The organism is Brevundimonas sp. (genome assembly GCF_030656255.1).
In the GTDB taxonomy this organism is placed as follows: domain Bacteria; phylum Pseudomonadota; class Alphaproteobacteria; order Caulobacterales; family Caulobacteraceae; genus Brevundimonas.
Genome location: NZ_JAUSOE010000085.1, coordinates 1 through 16,432 on the forward strand (window position 1 = coordinate 1; position 16,432 = coordinate 16,432).

Below are 16,432 nucleotides of genomic sequence, written 5' to 3' on the forward strand. Positions count from 1 at the left end.
GGCGCCTGAGCCTGCTCCCGCCGCTCCTGCGCCCGCGCCCGCACCGGTCGCCGCCGCCCCGGCGCCGGCCGCGCCGATTCCGCCTGCCCAGGTCGCAGCGCCTGTCGCGCCGGCCCCTGTCACCATTCGCGTCGATCTGGATCGGGTCGATCGCCTGATCAACGTGGTCGGCGAACTGGTCATCCAGCAGGCCATGCTGTCGCAACGCGTGCTGGAAAGCGGCCTGGCCCGCTCGTCCGGCATCGCCCTGGGCCTGGAAGACCTCGAGCTGCTGACGCGCGAGATCCAGGACAGCGTCATGGCCATCCGCGCCCAGCCGGTGAAGTCGGTGTTCCAGCGCATGCCGCGCCTGGTCCGCGAAGTCGCCGACATGGTCTCCAAACAGGTTCGCCTGGTCACGGCCGGAGAGGACACCGAGGTCGACAAGACCGTGGTCGAACGCCTGGCCGAGCCGATCACCCACATGCTGCGCAACGCCATCGACCACGGGCTGGAGACGCCCGACGAACGCGTCGCCGCCGGCAAGACGGCCGAGGGCACGGTTCGCCTGGCCGCGCTGCACCGGTCGGGCCGGATCGTCATCGAAATCTCCGACGACGGACGCGGCATCAATCGCGAACGGGTCAAGAAGATCGCCATCGACAAGGGGTTGGTCGCGCCGGACGCCGCCCTGACCGACGAGCAGATCGACAATCTGATCTTCCTGCCGGGCTTCTCCACCGCCGCCGTGGTGTCCGACATCTCGGGGCGCGGCGTCGGCATGGACGTGGTCAAGCGCTCGATCCAGGCCCTGGGCGGTCGGATCTCGATCAGCTCGATCCCGGGCAAGGGCTCGACCTTCACCCTCAGCCTGCCGCTGACCCTGGCGGTGCTGGACGGCATGGTCGTGTCGGCCGCCGACCAGATTCTGATCGCGCCGCTGCCGGCCATTGTCGAAAGCCTGACGCCGCAGGAAGCCGACCTGCACTATGTCGGCGGGGTTGATCCGGTGATCCGCTTCCGCGACCGCTTCCTGCCCCTGATCGACGTGGCCATGACCATGGGCTTCCGCGACACCCCGGTGGTGCCGTCCGAAGGCGTCGCCGTGGTGGTCGAAACCGAGGGCGGCCAACAGGCGGCCCTGCTGTTCGACGCCATCCAGGGCCAGCGCCAGGTCGTGATCAAGAGCCTCGAGACCAACTACCAGCAGGTGGAGGGCATCGCCGCCGCCACCATCCTGGGCGACGGTCGCGTGGCCCTGATCCTCGACGTGGACGTCCTGGTCACCGACATGCGCCGCCGATCTTCCCGCCCTGATTTCAAGCTTGCGAGCTGACCATGACCGAAGCCAACGACTCCCAGCGCGAACTCATCGCCTTCCGCATCGGCCGTCAGGAATTCTGCGTCGACATCATGTCGGTGCGTGAAATCCGCGGCTGGACCCCGGCGACGCCGCTGCCCCGCTCGCCCGGCTATATGAAGGGCGTCATCAACCTGCGCGGCACCGTCCTGCCGATCATCGACCTGGGCGCGCGCTTCGGTCTGGAGACGGCCGAGCCCACGGCCCGTCACGTCATCATGGTCGCCCATATCGGCGGCCGGATGGTGGGGCTGCTGGTCGACGCCGTGTCGGACATCCTGGAAATGAACGAGGCCTCGGTCCAGCCGACGCCGGACGTCGCCAGCGACCAGGTCAAGACCTTCGTGAAGGGGATATTCTCGATCGACGGGCGCATGATCAGCCTGATCGAACTGGATCACATCCTGCCCCATATCGAGGCTGAAGCCGCATGAATCCCGCCCCAGGACGGGGATCCATCGTCGAGGGCGAATTCGTCTTCACCGCCGAGGATTTCCGTCAGATCGCCGAAATGCTGCATGCCCACGCGGGCATCGCCCTGAACGAGGGCAAGGCCGCCCTGGTCTATTCGCGCCTGGCCAAACGGCTGCGGACCCTAGGGCTGTCGAGCTTCCGTGACTATTGCGCCCTGGTCGAGGGCGTGAACGGGGTCGATGAGCGTCAGAAGATGACGGCGGCCCTGACGACCAATGTCACCCGCTTCTATCGCGAGCCCCACCATTTCGACGATCTGCGTGATCGCGTCCTGCCCAAACTGGTCGAGCGCGCCCGCGCCGGCGGCCGGGTGCGGCTGTGGTCGGCGGCCTGTTCGAACGGGCAGGAGCCCTATTCGATGGCCCTGACGATCCTGTCGGTCCTGCCCGAGGCGGCGGACCTGGACGTGCGCATCCTGGCCACCGACATCGACCCCAATATGGTCGCCCAGGGTCACGACGGGACCTATTCCGAAGAGGCGCTGGAACCGGCGCCGGTCACCCTGTGGCGCAAGTATTTCAACCGCGCCGACCGCGGCAACTGGGTCGCCGGACCGCAGCTGAAGCGTCTGGTGTCCTTCAAGGAACTGAACCTGATCGGCGACTGGCCGATGAAGGGCAAGTTCGACGTCATCTTCTGCCGCAACGTGGTGATCTATTTCGACGATCCCACCCAGGAGCGTGTCTGGAGCCGGTTCGTGCCGCTGATGCAGCCCGGCGGCACCCTCTACATCGGCCATTCCGAACGCGTGGCCGGCCCGGCCGCCAGCCTGCTGCAGACCGCCGGTCTGACCACCTACCGCCTGGGAGCCGCATGATGAGCGCCAAGATCAAGGTCCTGGTGGTGGACGACAGCCTGACGATGCGCGGCCTGATCTCGGCCGCCCTGAAGTCGGATCCGGAAATCGAGGTCGTCGGCACGGCCGCCGATCCGATCGAGGCCCGCGCCGCCATCAAGGAGCTGAACCCCGACGTCCTGACCCTGGATGTCGAAATGCCCAACATGAACGGGCTGGAGTTCCTCGAGAAGATCATGCGGCTGCGGCCTATGCCGGTGGTCATGGTCTCGACCCTGACGGCGGCGGGCACGGACGTGACCCTGGCGGCGCTGGAAATCGGCGCGGTGGACGCGGTGGCCAAGCCGGCCGTCGCCAGCGCCGAGGCCTTTTACGAGCTGATCGGCAAGGTGAAGATGGCGGCCCGTTCGCGGGTTCGGGCCCGCGCCGACATGCCGGCGGCGGCGATGGCTCCCAGCACCTATCGCCCGGCCGCCAGCCATATCCTGGCCATCGGCTCCTCGACCGGCGGGGTCGAAGCCCTTCTGACCGTTCTGAGCGGCTTCCCGGCCAACTGCCCGGCGACCATCATCACCCAGCACATGCCGGCGACCTTCACCGCCAGCTTCGCCGCCCGTCTGGATCGCGTCTGCGCCCCGACCGTGACCGAAGCCTATGAGGGCGCGCAGCTGAAGGCCGGCCACATCTATCTGGCGCCGGGCGGCGCGGCTCACCTGGAGCTGACGCCCGGCATGACGCCCCGCTGCCGTCTGGTGCAGAGCGACCCCGTCAACGGCCACCGTCCGTCCGTCGATGTCATGTTCGAATCCCTGGTCCGCCTGAAGCGGCCGATGACCGGCGTGATCCTGACCGGCATGGGCAAGGACGGCGCCAAGGGTCTGAAGGCCATTCGCGACGCCGGCGGGCGCACCCTGGGCCAGGACGAATCGACCTCGGTCGTCTATGGCATGCCCAAAGCCGCCTTCGAACTGGGCGCCGTGGAACGGCAGCTGCCGCTCCACCGCCTGTCCCCCGCTATTCTAGAACTGTGCGCCGACTCTGGCGCACGGTCGATCGCCTGACCCCCGGGAGCGCCATCATGCCCGCCGCCGCCTCTCTCCACTGCCTGGTCGTTGATGATCAGATGACGATGCGCTCGCTGGTTCGCACCAGTCTGCAACAACTGGGCGTGCGCGAGATCCGCGAAGCCGCCGACGGTGAAATCGCCCTGCGCGACATCATCTCCAAGCCCGCGCACCTGATCATCTCGGACTACAACATGCCGAACCTGGACGGCCTGGGCCTGCTGCGCGCCGTGCGCGCCCACCCGCCGACGTCCAAGACCGCCTTCATCATGCTGACCGGCCGCGCCGACCGCGAACTGGTGCAGCGGGCGGTGCAGTTCGGCGTCAACAACTATCTGGTCAAGCCCTTCACGGTCGCACAACTGAAGGGCAAGCTGGAAGCCGTCTTCGGTCCACTGACATGAGCTTCTCCGCCCTGAAAGAAAGCAAGGAAAAGCGGCTGCACGTCGGGCAGGGCGAGCATCATATCACCTCCGACCCGGACGTGGTTCTCAGCACTATTCTGGGCTCTTGCGTGGCCATGTGCCTGCGCGATCCGGTCGCCGGGATCGGCGGCATGAACCACTTCCTGCTGCCGGAGGGCTCCGGCGCGGGAACCGACGCGGGGCGCCGCTACGGCGCCTATGCGATGGAGCTGCTGATCAACGACTTGCTGAAAGCCGGCGGGCGCCGCGAGCGTCTGGAGGCCAAGCTGTTCGGCGGCGGGCGGATGTTCGACAGTCTGCGTGACGTCGGTCGTTCCAACGCCGACTTCGCCGAGAAATTCCTGCGCGACGAAGGCATCCCCGTGGTGGGCGGCAGCCTGCGCGGGGACGGCGGACGCCGCCTGCATTACTGGCCGGTGACCGGCAAGGCCATGCAACGCGCCGTGACCGACACCGTCGCGCCCAAGCCCGTCCCCGTCGTTCGGCCCCCCGTCGATACGGGCGCCCTGGAGCTCTTCTGATGCACGCCCCTCCCGAACACGCCCTGCTTCTGGTCGCCGTCGCCGACGAGCTGATGCGTGTGCGCGAGGGGATCGATCACGTCGAGGCCCTGGTCAGCCGTCTGGTGCGGCGCGCGCCGGTGGAAGACCGGGTCGAAGCCCTGACCGAGGCCCAGGCCCTGGACGCCCTGACCCAGAGGCTGGAAGCCCTGTCGGGCGTGCTGCGAATGCTGGGCGACGGCGCGACCCCGGCGGAATCCGTCAGCCGGATTTCCCTGGCCGACATGGCGGTGCGCTTGCGCCCCGCCGCCGGCGTCAAGACGACCGAGGCTGCCGATTCGGGCGACCTCATGCTGTTCTGACGCCATGTCCAAGACGCCGGACAAGATCAATCTGGCGCATTCGACGGTTCTGCTCGTCGATGATCAACCGACCTCGCTCGATCTGCTCAGCTCGATCGTCCAGGGGTTCGGGGTTCGCGAACAACTGAAATGCCATTCGGCCAAGGATGCGGTGGAGCTGGTGCAGCGCCGGTCCGTCGATCTGATCCTGATCGACTGCGCCATGCCCGAGATGGACGGCTATGATTTCGTCCGCTGGCTCAGGCGAGAGGCGTCCGAGCCGATCCGCTTCACCCCCGTCATCATGATCCTGGGGCACGCCGCCCGCGCCCTGGTCGCCAAGGGCCGCGACTGCGGCGCCAGCTTCATCGTCGCCAAACCCCTGACCCCGGCGGTCCTGCTGAAACGGATCATCTGGCTGGGCGGCGAGACGCGCCAGTTCGTGGACGCGGAAAACTATGTCGGACCCGATCGCCGCGTCCGCAACTATGGTCCTCCGCCCGGAGAGGAAGGCCGTCGCCAGACCGATCTGTCGGGCGAACTGGGCGAGGCCGTCGAGGCCAATATGGATCAGGACGATATCGACATGCTGTTGAAGCCGATGAAGGTGGCCCTGTGACCGCACCCGTGACCGCACCCCATGTCCGCAAGGTTCAGACCTCGCTTCAGCGCCAGATGGCGCGCGCCGGCGGCGTGCCCATCGCCGACGCCGTCGCGCGCGCGGAACAGGGGCTGGAGGAAGAACGGGGCCGAACCCTGGTCGTGCTTCAGGACAAGGTCGACGCCCTGAACCGGCTGTGCGCCGACCGCCCAGCCGACGCCGACGGCGAAGTCTACGCCCTGGCCTCAGCCCTGGTGGACATGTCCGGCTTCATGGAGATCCCGCCCTTCTACGCGGCGGCCTACAGCCTGTGCGACGCGGCGCACCGCATGGCCGCCGCCGACGCCTGGTCCTGGCCCGAGGTTCAGGTCCATGCCCGCGCCCTGAGCCTGATCCTGGCCAACGACTGCCAGGGCGGCGAGGCCGTGGATCAGATGCTGGCGGGCCTGCGCGCCGTGGCCGAACAGGCCGTGCGCCCCGGTTAACGCCTCCAATCCCGAATCCGGAACAGGGACGAAACGAATCAGGACCGAATCAGACACACGCCTTGATTCGTGATTTGTTCACCGCAAGATATTGTATCTTAAGATCTATTAACCACAAACAGATTGTTGCGGCGAGGCCCCCGTCCAGAACGGAAATCGCACATCGACCCCCGCCCCATCTTTCCCCCCGCCCGACGAACCGCTAGGTCATCCCGCGTGGCCCCGTAGCTCAGCCGCATAGAGCAAGGCTTTCCTAAAGCCGAGGTCGGAGGTTGGAGTCCTCCCGGGGTCGCCACCGTTTTTGTCTGTCGAAAACACCTAGCACCTGCTCAAAAACGGCTAAGACCTGCTCAGATCTCGGCTGGTCTGAGTGACGGGAATGCGCCAGTTGCTGACATTGGTAACAGCGTGGAAATTCGACATTCGCATCGACCTCGAGCCTACCGTACGCTTCAGTCCGTTGCGCACAAACGGCTCCCGTAGCCGGGCAAGGCATCAGGTTCCCGAGGCGCGAGCTAGCGAGTGGAAGACACTCCGCTCTTGCCACGTACCTTCGCCTATATTGTGCGTGGTGTTCTCATAAGCTCGAACCCGTCGATTTGGCATGGGCTACAGAGACGTGGGCCATCGAGAATAAGTTCGTCGACCACAACCCTCTGAAGGAGTGTTTGGATGGTTGATGGCGCCGTCGCCTTCAACTTCGAAGGCCCAGCTGAGGGGAAGAGCTTGCTGTTCCCCCTACAGCCTCAGCAAGGTGAGACCTTACCCGGCTTTATCCTCCGCAGTGCAGAGGCCAACTGGCTCCAGGGACCGCGTTCGATCCGTCGAATGGCGGGGATTTCGCCACATGATACTCTCATCGCTTGGTCTCATGGCGTTCACGGGTTGATAAACGGCCTGCTGAAGCACTTCGCCTATAATATGCGAAGGGGATCAGACCCACCGACAGGGTGTGATCGGATCTGGCACGCTGTGGTTCTCGAGCGTCTCTACTCTCCAGCCGCCACAGTGCGATGGCGGTTAGAAATGGATAGGCCGGAGATGTTTGTGATCGGACGCCGGGAAGAGGGCTAGAGGGGGCGTTTGCGCCTAACGCGGCATTCAACGAAAACTTGGGTCAAGGCGCTTTTCCGGCCGCAACGGCATCATGTCCGCAGCGTCAGCATGGCGGCGCGCCTGCTGGAGCGTCCCCGCCATCCCAGGGCGGCGCAGATTGCGCAGAGGGTCGCGACGATCAGGGCCAGGTTCGACAGGTCGGAGGCGTCCAGCGGGGGGGCGTGGTCGGCGATCCATAGGCCCGTCATCAGGCCGGAGAGACCCAGGCCGATCTTGGTGGCGGCGGTGAACAGGCTGTAGCCATAGGCCGCCGCGCCTCGGTCGGCGGCGAGATCGAGCTGGGCCAGAAGTTCGGAAAAGCGCGACCAGACCATCAGGATCACCCCGCCCACGGCGACGCCATAGGCGCCCAGCACGGCCAGGGCGGCGATGTCGCCGTGGCCGATGCTGACCGGCAACAGAAGAACCGCGGCCCCCGTCGCCAGATAGGCGACGGACAGGCTGGTCGAGAGCGGCAGGCGCGCGGTGAGGGGCGGCCATATCCAGATCGACGCCAGGCGCAGCGCCGCGATCAGCAGCAGGGCGTTGGCCATCACCCCCGTGCCGGCGATGTCGAGATGAAGGATCGCCTTGCCGACCGAGGCGAGGGCGGCGAATCCAACCATCTGGACCAGGCAGAACCGAAGCAGGTCCCAGCGTCGCGCCGCGTCGGTTCCGGGCCGGGCGGGCGCCGCCGACCGCATCGCCTCGCGCGGGACGGTCGCCAGCAGCCAGGGCAGGGGGGCCAGCATCACCAGGGCGCCGCCGCCGAGGGCGACCAGCAGCCATTTCGCGGTCCCTGTTCCCGCCGCATTGGCCATCAGCAGGGGAATGGCGGTCGCGGCCACGACCAGGGCGGCGCCGGCGCCGATGGCCGTCCGCCATCGGGCCACCGCGAGATGGCCGTGCGTTCCGGCCAGGACGGCGGCGACCGCATTATGCGGCACGTCCAGCAGGGAGAAGGCGCAGCGAAACGCCAGCAGCACCAGTCCGGCGGCCAGGGCGGCGCCCGGCCCCAGCAAGGGCAGCAGGGCGAACATGGCGCAGGCCAGAACTGCCGCGCCCGCCCCGACTACGGGCGTCCTCGCCTGCAAGGCCGGGGTCCGGCTGAGCGCCCGGCCCCACAGCCCGTCCATCAGGGCGTTGCTGAAGGAGGCCAGGATGAACAGGCCGCCCGCCAAGGGCGGCGAAATCTCCAGAATCTCGATCAGGGTGTACAGGAACAGGGCGTCGCTGCCGGCCCACAGCAGGCTCTTGCCGCCATGGGTGACGCCGAAGGCCAGAAGCTGTCGTTGTCCAGGGCGCACGATCTGCCGTTACGGCCTTTCGGTGACAGGGCCGAGACAGGCGTAACGGCGCCGTCTTGCGTCGCGCGACTGGACTAGCCGCGCATTGCGGATATGCAGGGCGGATGAACACCCAGCCGCTTTCCGCGTCGGACCGCAATTCGCCCGCCAGTGTGGCGATCATCGATGCGGCGCGAACCGTCATCGCCGAGCGCGGCCTGGGCGGGATGAGCCTGCGCATCGTCGCCGAACAGGCGGCCGCCTCGGTCGGGTCGATCAACTATCGGATCGGTGATCGCGCCGCCCTGGTCGATGCGGTGACGCAGCGCGAGATCGATCTGCTCCGCAACGAGCGCGAGGTTTGGCGCGCCCGGATGGAGGGAACCGACCCCGTGGCTGCCGGGGTCCTGGCCGATCTGGTCTGCGAATGGCTGGATGGGGGCGCGCGTCAACGCCGGGTGTCCGCGATCGTCGCTGCGGAACTGATCCTGAAGGCGAGCCGGGATATCGCCGCCGCTCCGCTGGCGGGCGCCCTGATGGCGGAACAGGCGGCGCTGTGGCGGGATATCCTGAACGCATCGCCGCACGGCGAGCGGCTGTCCGATCTGATCAGCGCCTATTGTCGGGACGAGCAGCCCTTCTCGGTCCTGTTCGCCGACATGCTAGATTATCGGCTTCTGCGGCATTCGACGGTCCGGGCCCTGCTGCGCGACCGCACGGCGCCGGCCCGGCCGGAGTGGGGCGTCTGGCATATGGGGCTGGTTGATCGTCTGGCCGAACCGGCCGCCGCCGCCCTGGACGCCGGCGACCACGCCCCCCAGGGGATGCGGGCCAGACTGGCCGAGGATATCGCCGACCTGATCATTTCGGATGGGGTGGACGCTGTGGGCCACCGCAGCGTGGCTCAGGCAGCGGGCGTGGCCGTGTCCAGCGTGGCCCATCATTATCCGACGCTGCGCGACCTGGTCTTCGGCGGAGTGGAGGCCCTGTATCGGCGCATGCGGGCGGAACTGAAACAGGCCGCCGGGGCGGCGCCCAGCGGCAGCGCGGTCATACGACTGACCCATGAGACGGCCCTGGCCGCGTCCAGAGACGACGCCTTTTCGCCCTTCGCCATCGATATGCGCCGCCGCCGCGCCGAGAACGTCCACGAGGATGTGGCGCGGGCCTTGGGGATTGCGCCCGGCGCCGACCGGGCCCTGACCCAGGCGGTGGTGGTGGCCGCCATCGGCCGCCACGTCGGGTTGCTGGCGACCGGTCAGCCGCCGGAGACCCTGGCGACCTTCGTGGCCCGCAGTTTTTGAGCCGTACAGACGTTTTAATGAATCTAACATAAGTCATTATAAGCTCGAACGACTGTCTTAAAGCCGTAACGCTTCGGCTGTAGTGCCTCTCTCGCATTCAACGCGGGGAGCGACGGACATGACCAAGCTGAGCGGAAAGCGCACGCGCTTCCTTTATTCGACGATGCTAGCTGGGGGTGTCTTCGTCCTCGCCGCCGGTCCGGCGCTGGCCCAGGACGGGCGCGCCGTCTCGGCCGAACAGGACAGCGCCGCCCTGCCGGAGATCGTGGTCACGGCCGAACGCCGGACGGAACGCAGTCAGCGGGTGCCGCTCGCGATCCAATCGGTCACCGGCGAGGCTCTGGACGACACCGGCTACACCTCGGTCACCGACCTGCAATATGTCGTGCCCGGCCTTCAGTATGATCCGACCCAGGGCGCCGCCTTCCAGATCCGCGGCGTGGGCAGCACCTCGTTCGACTTTTCGAACGCCAAGTCCGTCAGCGTCGTCGTCGACGACGTGGTCATGGACGGCCAGCGCGCCAACGGCCTGACCGGCCTGGTCGACATCGACCGCGTCGATGTCCTGATGGGGCCGCAAGGCACCTTGTTCGGCAAGAACGCCACCTCGGGCGTCATCGCCGTGACGACCAACACGCCTCGGCTGGACGAGACCTCGGGCCGCGCCAGCCTGAGCTTTGGCGAGCATGAGGACCGGATCCTGAACGCGACCGTCAACCTGCCCCTGGGGCCCATCGCGGCCCTGCGCATCTCCGCCTTCGATCAGGGCCAGGAAGGCTTCGGTCGCAATGTCACGCTGAACCGTCGCGTCGGCACGGTCCATGAATACGGCGGTCGCGCCAAACTGTATGTCGAGCCGTCCAACACCCTGAACCTGACCTTCTCGGGCGACTACGCTCGCCATTGGGACAGCAGCGTGCGCACCCCCGTGTCGGGACAGCCGGCGGCGGTCACGGCCATGTTGAACGCCCTGGGCGTCTATCCCGGCCCCGAGAGCGCCGACACAGCCGATTCCTCCTTCGGCCAGATCAAGACCGAGGAGTGGGGCGGGTCGGTCAAGATCAACAAGCAGTTCGGCGAATTCGAGCTGACCTCAATCACCGCCTACCGCGAGACCGGCTACTACAACTCGACCCCGGCCAGCCTGCTGCCGGCGGACCAGTATTCCTACATCCCCTTCAACATCGGGGATCTGGCGACCGACAAGTTCAGCCAGGAAATCCATCTGGCCTCGCCCAGCGGCCGTTTCGTCGAATATCTGATGGGCGCCTTCTACAACAATCTGCATGCGCGCCAGACCCAGCTGCAATGGGCCACCCTGGGCCAGCCCCTGTATGACGCCAACGGCACGCCGCGCGCGACCCTGTACGCCCTGACCGGCGCAATCGGGGTGGACGCCAACGCCTCGCTGTTCGACGCCCGCAACGAGACCCTGGCCGGCTTCGGTCAGGTGAAGTTCAACTTCACGCCGCGCCTCAGCCTGGCGATCGGCGGCCGCTACACCACGGACCGCAACTCCCAGAGCCTCGACTTCATCACGATCGATCCGTTCCCCATCACCGGCTATCGGCCGACCTTCGTCGGCTCCAGCGCGGCGCCGGCCATCTCCTATGGCAAGGTGACGGGAGAGAACTTCTCGTACCGGGTCGCGCCCCAGTTCCAGATCTCCCGCAATGTGATGGCCTACGCCAGCTATTCGACCGGCTACAAGCCGGGCGGCATCGCCTTCGTCGGCAACAAATACGCCCCGTATCGTGAGGAGACCGTGGAGGCCTGGGAGGCCGGGGTGAAGTCCGAACTGTTCGAGCGCCGCGTGCGTCTGAACCTGGACGCCTTCCGCTCCGACTTCACCGATTTCCAGGCGACGATCCTGACCAAGATTCCGGACGGCGCGGGCGGCACCCTTAACGCCACCGTCATCGGCAATGCGGGCGGTCTTCGGACCCAAGGGGTCGAGGGCAACCTCGCCGTGAAGGTCACGCCTGACCTCTCCCTGTCCGGCGCGCTCAGCTATACGGACGCCTATTTCACCGACTACGTCTATAACGCCACGACCAACTACACCGGCTCCAAACTGACCAACGCGCCCGAATGGTCGGGTACGGCGGCGATCGACTATGAGCGCCGGATGGGCTCCGGCCTGGGACTGCGCGCCCACGTCGACTACGCCTATCGCAGCGAATACTGGACCGTGGTCGGACAGCCCGAATACTCCAATGTGCCCGGATATGGCCTGGTCAACGGCCGTCTGACCTTCACCCTGCCGAACAGCGACGTCGAGTTCGGCGTCTATGGCCGCAACCTGTTCGACACCTATTTCTCGACCGGCTGGCAGAACTACGGCGCGCTGGGTCTGCTTCACTACACCTCGCCGAACGCGCGCCGGACCTTGGGCGCCTTCGTCAACGTCGCCTTCTGATCGGACCATGACCATGCGCAATATTGTCAACGTCGCGCTCGCCGCGGCCGGACTGGTGTGGGCGGGCGCGGCCGTGGCTCAGGATCGTCCGGCGCCCCGTGGGCAGGACGAATCCCTGCCGATCAATGCGATCCAGGTCATCGGCACGCACAACAGCTACGCCGTGCCCGTCGACCGGCGGGTCATGGCGCTGATGGCGCCGCGTTTGAGCGCGCTGTTCGACGCCTTCCGGGGCCAGATGTCGCCCGAGCAGAAGGCGGCCATGCGCGAGGAGCATCCCGGCGACATGACCGACATGGCCCAGGTGCTGGACTATGTGCAGATGCCGATCGAGGCCCAACTGCGCAGCGGCGTGCGTAGTCTGGAGCTCGACATCCAGCCGGATCCCCAGGGCGGCGCCTATTCCAATCCGCTGCCCTATCGGCTGCTGCGCGAGCAGGGCGTGACCGATCTCGCGCCGATCTATGAGCAGGAACTGGCCCGACCCGGTCTGAAGGTCTTCCACCTCGCGGACCTGGATTTCCGCAGCCAGTGTCCGACCTTCCGGTCCTGCCTGACCCTGCTGCGGCAATGGTCGGATTCGGAACCCGGCCACAGCCCGGTCTTCATCCTGCTGGAGCCCAAGCTGTCGGGTCTGGATCGCGCCGCGCCGGGCGCGACCGTCGTCCCGCCCTTCGACGCCGCCGCCTTCGCCGAGGTGGACGACGCCATCGTATCGGTCCTTGGGCGCGACAAGGTGTTTACGCCCGACGACCTGCGCGGCGACCTGCCCACGCTCGAGTCGGCGGTTCTGGCCCAGCGTTGGCCCAGCCTGGCGGCGGCCCGGGGCAAGTTCGTCTTCCTGTTCATCGTTCCGGGCATGAACCTGGACGCCTTCGCGCCCTATCTGGAGGGTCGGCCGTCGCTGCAGGGCCGTATGGCCTTCGTCCAGGGCCGGCCCGGCATGGCCCATACCGCCTTCATGATGTTCGACAACGCTGTGGTGCGCGGGCCCGAAATCAAGGCGGCGGTCGCAGCCGGCTATATCGTCCGCACCCGCGCCGACATCGACACGGTCGAGGCGCGGAACAATGACACGGCCCGCCGCGAGGCGGCCCTGGCCAGCGGCGCCCAGGTGATCTCTACGGATTATCTGACCGCCCCCAACATCTTCGGCAACACCTACGCAGTCCCGCCGTTCGCCGGCGGTTGGCGCTGCAATCCGGTGGTGGGGGCGTGCGACGGCGTAAAGTGACGACGGGAGGGACGAATACCCGAGCGGCTGGGATTTTCACTGTTCTTTCAACGCTCGATCCACAACGGGCTTAAGGCACACTAAGACTGCCGAAACTTGCCGATTTGTGAGGCGTTCGGCGAAGCCCGTTTCCATGCCGATCTCGGTCGTGCTCAGTGGAAATCCCGCGAGCCCGGCAGGATGCGGACGTCGCGGGGGTGGCCATGTGGGACGTGACGGGGCGGTTGGGGATTGGCGACGATGTCCGCGCGGGCCAGTTGGACCGAGGTGTCGTGGTCTTCGGACAGGCGTGACAGTTCGTCGGAGCGGTCGATGACGCGGCGTGCGACCAGGTGGACCACGCCCTCGGGGCTCTTCTCCACGACGCCTTCGACCTCCATCAGCCGGGCGGCCATGACCTCGCGGCGGAACTGTTCGAACATCCGCGCCCACAGGACGACGTTGATGATGCCGGTCTCATCCTCGAGGGTGACGAAGATGGCGTTGCCCTTGCCGGGACGCTGACGGACCAGAACCACACCGGCGACCCGCACCAGCGCGCCGCCGCGTTTCGCCTCGGTCCGGGCGCAGGTCAGCATCCGCTCGGCGTCGAACAGGGGGCGCAGGATGCTCATCGGATGCGCCTTCAGGGACAGGCGCAGGGTCTGATAGTCGGCGGCGACATGCTCGCCCAGCGGCATGGTCGGCAGTCTGGCGTCGGGTTCGGCGCCCAGTTCGCGGGCATCGGCGGCGGCGAACAATGGCAGGGGCGCATCGTCGGGCAGACGGCGTACGGCCCACAGGGCTTCGCGTCGATCCAGGCCCAGCGAGCGGAAGGCGTCGGCGTCCGCCAAGTTGCGCATGGCGCCGGCGGGCAGGGCGGCGCGGCGGGCCAGGGTCTCGACGTCGCCTGGGCGGGCGGCGGCGCGAGCGGCGACCAGCGCCCGCGCCCAATCCTCGCGGAATCCGTCGATCTGACGCAGACCGAGCCGCAGCGCCGATGCGCCTTTCGGGCCTTCCAGGCTGTTGTCCCAATCACTGTAGGAGACATCGACCGGGCGCACCTCGACCCCATGCTCCTGGGCGCCCCGCACGATCTGGGCCGGGGCGTAGAAGCCCATCGGCTGGCTGTTCAGCAGGGCGCAGGCGAAGGCCGCCGGATAGTGGTGTTTGATCCACGATGAGACATAGACCAGCTGGGCGAAGGAGGCGGCGTGGCTTTCCGGAAAGCCGTAGGAGCCGAACCCCTTGATCTGGTCGAAGCAGCGCCGGGCGAAGGTCGGATCATAGCCGCGCTCGATCATCCGGCCGACCATCCGGTCTTCGTAGGTGTGCAGGGTGCCGTCGCCCCGGAAGGTGCCCATGGCCTTGCGCAGGCCGTTGGCCTCTTTCTCGGTGAATTCGGCGGCGACCATGGCCACCTTCATCGCCTGTTCCTGAAACAGCGGCACGCCCAGGGTCTTTTCCAGAACCTGTTTCAACTCGTCCGCCGGGTATTTCGGCCCCGGCTTGGAATAGTCCGGCAGCTCCAGCCCGTTGCGGCGTCGCAGATAGGGATGGACCATGTCGCCCTGGATCGGGCCGGGCCGGACGATCGCCACCTGAATCACCAGGTCGTAGAGTTTGCGCGGCTTCAGCCGGGGCAGCATATTGATCTGGGCGCGGCTCTCGACCTGGAAGACGCCGATGGAGTCGCCCTGGCACAGCATGTCGTAAACGCCGGCGTCATCGGCCGGGATGGTATGCAGCGCCCAGTCCTCCTCCGAATGGGTGCGGATCAGGTCGAAGGCCTTGCGGATGCAGGTCAGCATGCCGAGCGCCAGCACATCGACCTTCATCAGGCGTAGTTCGTCGATGTCGTCCTTGTCCCACTCGATGAAGGTGCGGTCGGCCATGGCGGCGTTGCCGATGGGGACCAGTTCGTCCAGCCGGTCCTGGGTCAGGACGAAGCCGCCGACGTGCTGGGACAGGTGGCGGGGAAAACCCAGCAGCCGCGTCGCCATCGCCACAGCGCGCCGGATCATCGGATTGGTTGGGTCCAGCCCGGCCTGTTCGACATGGCGGTCGCCGATCTCGCTGCCCCAACTGCCCCACTGGCTGGAGGCCAGACGGGCGGTGACGTCCTCGGTTAGGCCCAGGGCCTTGCCCACGTCGCGGATCGCGCTCTTGGGGCGGTAGCGGATGACGGTGGCGGCGATGCCGGCGCGTTCGCGGCCATAGCGCGTGTAGATGTGCTGGATGACCTCCTCTCTCCGCTCGTGCTCGAAGTCGACATCGATGTCGGGCGGTTCGCCTCGGTTGGAGGACAGAAAGCGTTCGAACAGAAGGTCGGATTCGGCCGGATCCACCGCCGTGATGCCCAGCACGTAGCAGACGGCGGAATTGGCGGCCGACCCGCGGCCCTGGCACAGGATGTTCAGGTCGCGCGCCACGCGCACGATGTCGTAGATGGTCAGGAAATAGGGCGCGTATTTCGCCCTGGCGATGAAGGCCAGTTCCTTGCCCAGCAGGGCTCTCACCTTGTCGGGCAGGCCGTCGGGATAGCGCATCTCGGCATGGCGCCAGGTCAGGGCTTCCAGCCAGGCCTGGGCCTCCCACCCCGGCGGAACCGGCTCTTCAGGATACTGATAGCTGATCTGCCCGAGGTCGAACCCGATGCGGGCCAGGACGTCCTGCGTCTGTGTGATCGCTTCGGGGGCATCGCGGAACAGTCGCGCCATCTCGGCGGCCGGCTTCAGCCAGGGTTCCGCATTGGCGTTCAGGCGTCGTCCCGCGTCCTCGATAGTCACGCCTTCGCGAATACAGGTCAGCACGTCCTGCAGGTCGCGCTGAACAGGGTCGTGATAGAGCACGTCGTTGAGCGCCAGAAGCGGTGCGCCGCTCTGGTCCGCGAGCCATTTCAGCCGCGCCAGTCTGCGCCGGTCGTGGCCGTTCCGCCCCATGACCGCGCCGAGCCAGACCGCGCCGGCCGCTGCATCGGCCAGGCGGGCCAGGGTCTGGTCGAGACCGTTCAGGCGGGCGCCGGGCATGAGGATCAACAGTAGATCCTCGGGTGCGGCCAGCAGGTCGCGCAATCCGATCTCGCACTGC

At 67.0% G+C, this 16,432-nt stretch carries 14 protein-coding genes and 1 tRNA gene; 13 read left to right on the forward strand and 2 right to left on the reverse strand.

Annotated features, from left to right (window positions below; translation table 11 throughout):
- From Q7J26_RS09110 to Q7J26_RS09155, 10 genes are all read left to right on the forward strand, one after another.
- On the forward strand, nt 1–1,315 hold a 1,315-nt coding region (locus tag Q7J26_RS09110; RefSeq protein ID WP_304936145.1), incomplete at its 5' end, for a chemotaxis protein CheA.
- Nucleotides 1,316–1,317: 2 nt separating this feature from the next.
- Nucleotides 1,318–1,773, forward strand: a complete 456-nt coding sequence (locus Q7J26_RS09115) for a chemotaxis protein CheW (protein ID WP_304936146.1) — start codon at nt 1,318–1,320, stop codon at nt 1,771–1,773.
- The gene (locus tag Q7J26_RS09120; RefSeq protein ID WP_304936147.1) at nt 1,770–2,630 is read left to right on the forward strand and encodes a protein-glutamate O-methyltransferase CheR; all 861 of its coding nucleotides are present in this window, start codon (nt 1,770–1,772) and stop codon (nt 2,628–2,630) included. Before Q7J26_RS09115 ends, Q7J26_RS09120 begins: the two co-directional genes overlap by 4 nt.
- Nucleotides 2,630–3,670: a chemotaxis response regulator protein-glutamate methylesterase gene (locus Q7J26_RS09125; protein WP_304936148.1), complete on the forward strand. Its 1,041-nt coding sequence runs from the start codon at nt 2,630–2,632 to the stop codon at nt 3,668–3,670. Before Q7J26_RS09120 ends, Q7J26_RS09125 begins: the two co-directional genes overlap by 1 nt.
- A gap of 17 nt (nt 3,671–3,687) precedes the next feature.
- Nucleotides 3,688–4,077 carry a response regulator gene (locus Q7J26_RS09130; RefSeq protein WP_008262387.1) on the forward strand — a complete coding sequence of 130 codons (390 nt, stop codon included), beginning with the start codon at nt 3,688–3,690 and terminating at the stop codon, nt 4,075–4,077.
- Nucleotides 4,074–4,619, forward strand: coding sequence for a chemotaxis protein CheD (locus Q7J26_RS09135; RefSeq protein WP_183196265.1), 546 nt, complete (start codon nt 4,074–4,076; stop codon nt 4,617–4,619). The genes Q7J26_RS09130 and Q7J26_RS09135 overlap by 4 nt, the downstream gene beginning before the upstream one ends.
- On the forward strand, nt 4,619–4,960 hold the full coding sequence (locus Q7J26_RS09140; RefSeq protein ID WP_304936149.1) for a hypothetical protein: 342 nt from the start codon (nt 4,619–4,621) through the stop codon (nt 4,958–4,960). Before Q7J26_RS09135 ends, Q7J26_RS09140 begins: the two co-directional genes overlap by 1 nt.
- Before the next feature lie 4 nt (nt 4,961–4,964).
- Nucleotides 4,965–5,558, forward strand: coding sequence for a response regulator (locus tag Q7J26_RS09145; RefSeq protein ID WP_304936150.1), 594 nt, complete (start codon nt 4,965–4,967; stop codon nt 5,556–5,558).
- Nucleotides 5,555–6,025 (forward strand): hypothetical protein, encoded by a 471-nt coding sequence (locus Q7J26_RS09150; RefSeq protein ID WP_304936151.1) that lies wholly within the window; start codon nt 5,555–5,557, stop codon nt 6,023–6,025. The genes Q7J26_RS09145 and Q7J26_RS09150 overlap by 4 nt, the downstream gene beginning before the upstream one ends.
- A 218-nt stretch (nt 6,026–6,243) precedes the next feature.
- Nucleotides 6,244–6,320: transfer RNA gene (locus Q7J26_RS09155), tRNA-Arg, on the forward strand.
- An 850-nt stretch (nt 6,321–7,170) separates the two neighbouring features.
- On the opposite strand, the gene Q7J26_RS09160 is transcribed toward Q7J26_RS09155, so the two are convergent.
- Complete coding sequence (locus Q7J26_RS09160) at nt 7,171–8,427, reverse strand: MFS transporter (protein WP_304936152.1); 1,257 nt, start codon at nt 8,425–8,427, stop codon at nt 7,171–7,173.
- A 104-nt stretch (nt 8,428–8,531) separates the two neighbouring features.
- On the opposite strand from Q7J26_RS09160, the gene Q7J26_RS09165 reads away from it, so the two are divergent.
- The 3 genes from Q7J26_RS09165 (at nt 8,532) to Q7J26_RS09175 (ending at nt 13,363) form a co-directional block, all read left to right on the forward strand.
- A complete protein-coding gene (locus Q7J26_RS09165) occupies nt 8,532–9,710 on the forward strand; it encodes a TetR/AcrR family transcriptional regulator (RefSeq protein WP_304936153.1) in 1,179 nt (392 codons plus the stop codon).
- A 118-nt stretch (nt 9,711–9,828) separates the two neighbouring features.
- Complete coding sequence (locus Q7J26_RS09170) at nt 9,829–12,129, forward strand: TonB-dependent receptor (RefSeq protein WP_304936154.1); 2,301 nt, start codon at nt 9,829–9,831, stop codon at nt 12,127–12,129.
- Nucleotides 12,130–12,142: 13 nt separating this feature from the next.
- Nucleotides 12,143–13,363, forward strand: coding sequence for a Ca2+-dependent phosphoinositide-specific phospholipase C (locus Q7J26_RS09175; RefSeq protein WP_304936155.1), 1,221 nt, complete (start codon nt 12,143–12,145; stop codon nt 13,361–13,363).
- Nucleotides 13,364–13,515: 152 nt separating this feature from the next.
- Here the strand turns inward: Q7J26_RS09175 and Q7J26_RS09180 are convergent.
- Nucleotides 13,516–16,432, reverse strand: a 2,917-nt coding sequence (locus tag Q7J26_RS09180; RefSeq protein ID WP_304936156.1) for an error-prone DNA polymerase, incomplete at its 5' end; no start/stop codon positions are given.

What these genes read in the sequence shown, in the direction of transcription:
- Q7J26_RS09115 (WP_304936146.1), top strand. Translation starts at nt 1,318, where the DNA reads ATGACCGAAGCCAACGACTCCCAGCGCGAACTCATCGCCTTCCGCATC.
- Q7J26_RS09120 (WP_304936147.1), top strand. Translation starts at nt 1,770, where the DNA reads ATGAATCCCGCCCCAGGACGGGGATCCATCGTCGAGGGCGAATTCGTC.
- Q7J26_RS09125 (WP_304936148.1), top strand. Translation starts at nt 2,630, where the DNA reads ATGAGCGCCAAGATCAAGGTCCTGGTGGTGGACGACAGCCTGACGATG.
- Q7J26_RS09130 (WP_008262387.1), top strand. Translation starts at nt 3,688, where the DNA reads ATGCCCGCCGCCGCCTCTCTCCACTGCCTGGTCGTTGATGATCAGATG.
- Q7J26_RS09135 (WP_183196265.1), top strand. Translation starts at nt 4,074, where the DNA reads ATGAGCTTCTCCGCCCTGAAAGAAAGCAAGGAAAAGCGGCTGCACGTC.
- Q7J26_RS09140 (WP_304936149.1), top strand. Translation starts at nt 4,619, where the DNA reads ATGCACGCCCCTCCCGAACACGCCCTGCTTCTGGTCGCCGTCGCCGAC.
- Q7J26_RS09145 (WP_304936150.1), top strand. Translation starts at nt 4,965, where the DNA reads ATGTCCAAGACGCCGGACAAGATCAATCTGGCGCATTCGACGGTTCTG.
- Q7J26_RS09165 (WP_304936153.1), top strand. Translation starts at nt 8,532, where the DNA reads ATGAACACCCAGCCGCTTTCCGCGTCGGACCGCAATTCGCCCGCCAGT.
- Q7J26_RS09170 (WP_304936154.1), top strand. Translation starts at nt 9,829, where the DNA reads ATGACCAAGCTGAGCGGAAAGCGCACGCGCTTCCTTTATTCGACGATG.
- Q7J26_RS09175 (WP_304936155.1), top strand. Translation starts at nt 12,143, where the DNA reads ATGCGCAATATTGTCAACGTCGCGCTCGCCGCGGCCGGACTGGTGTGG.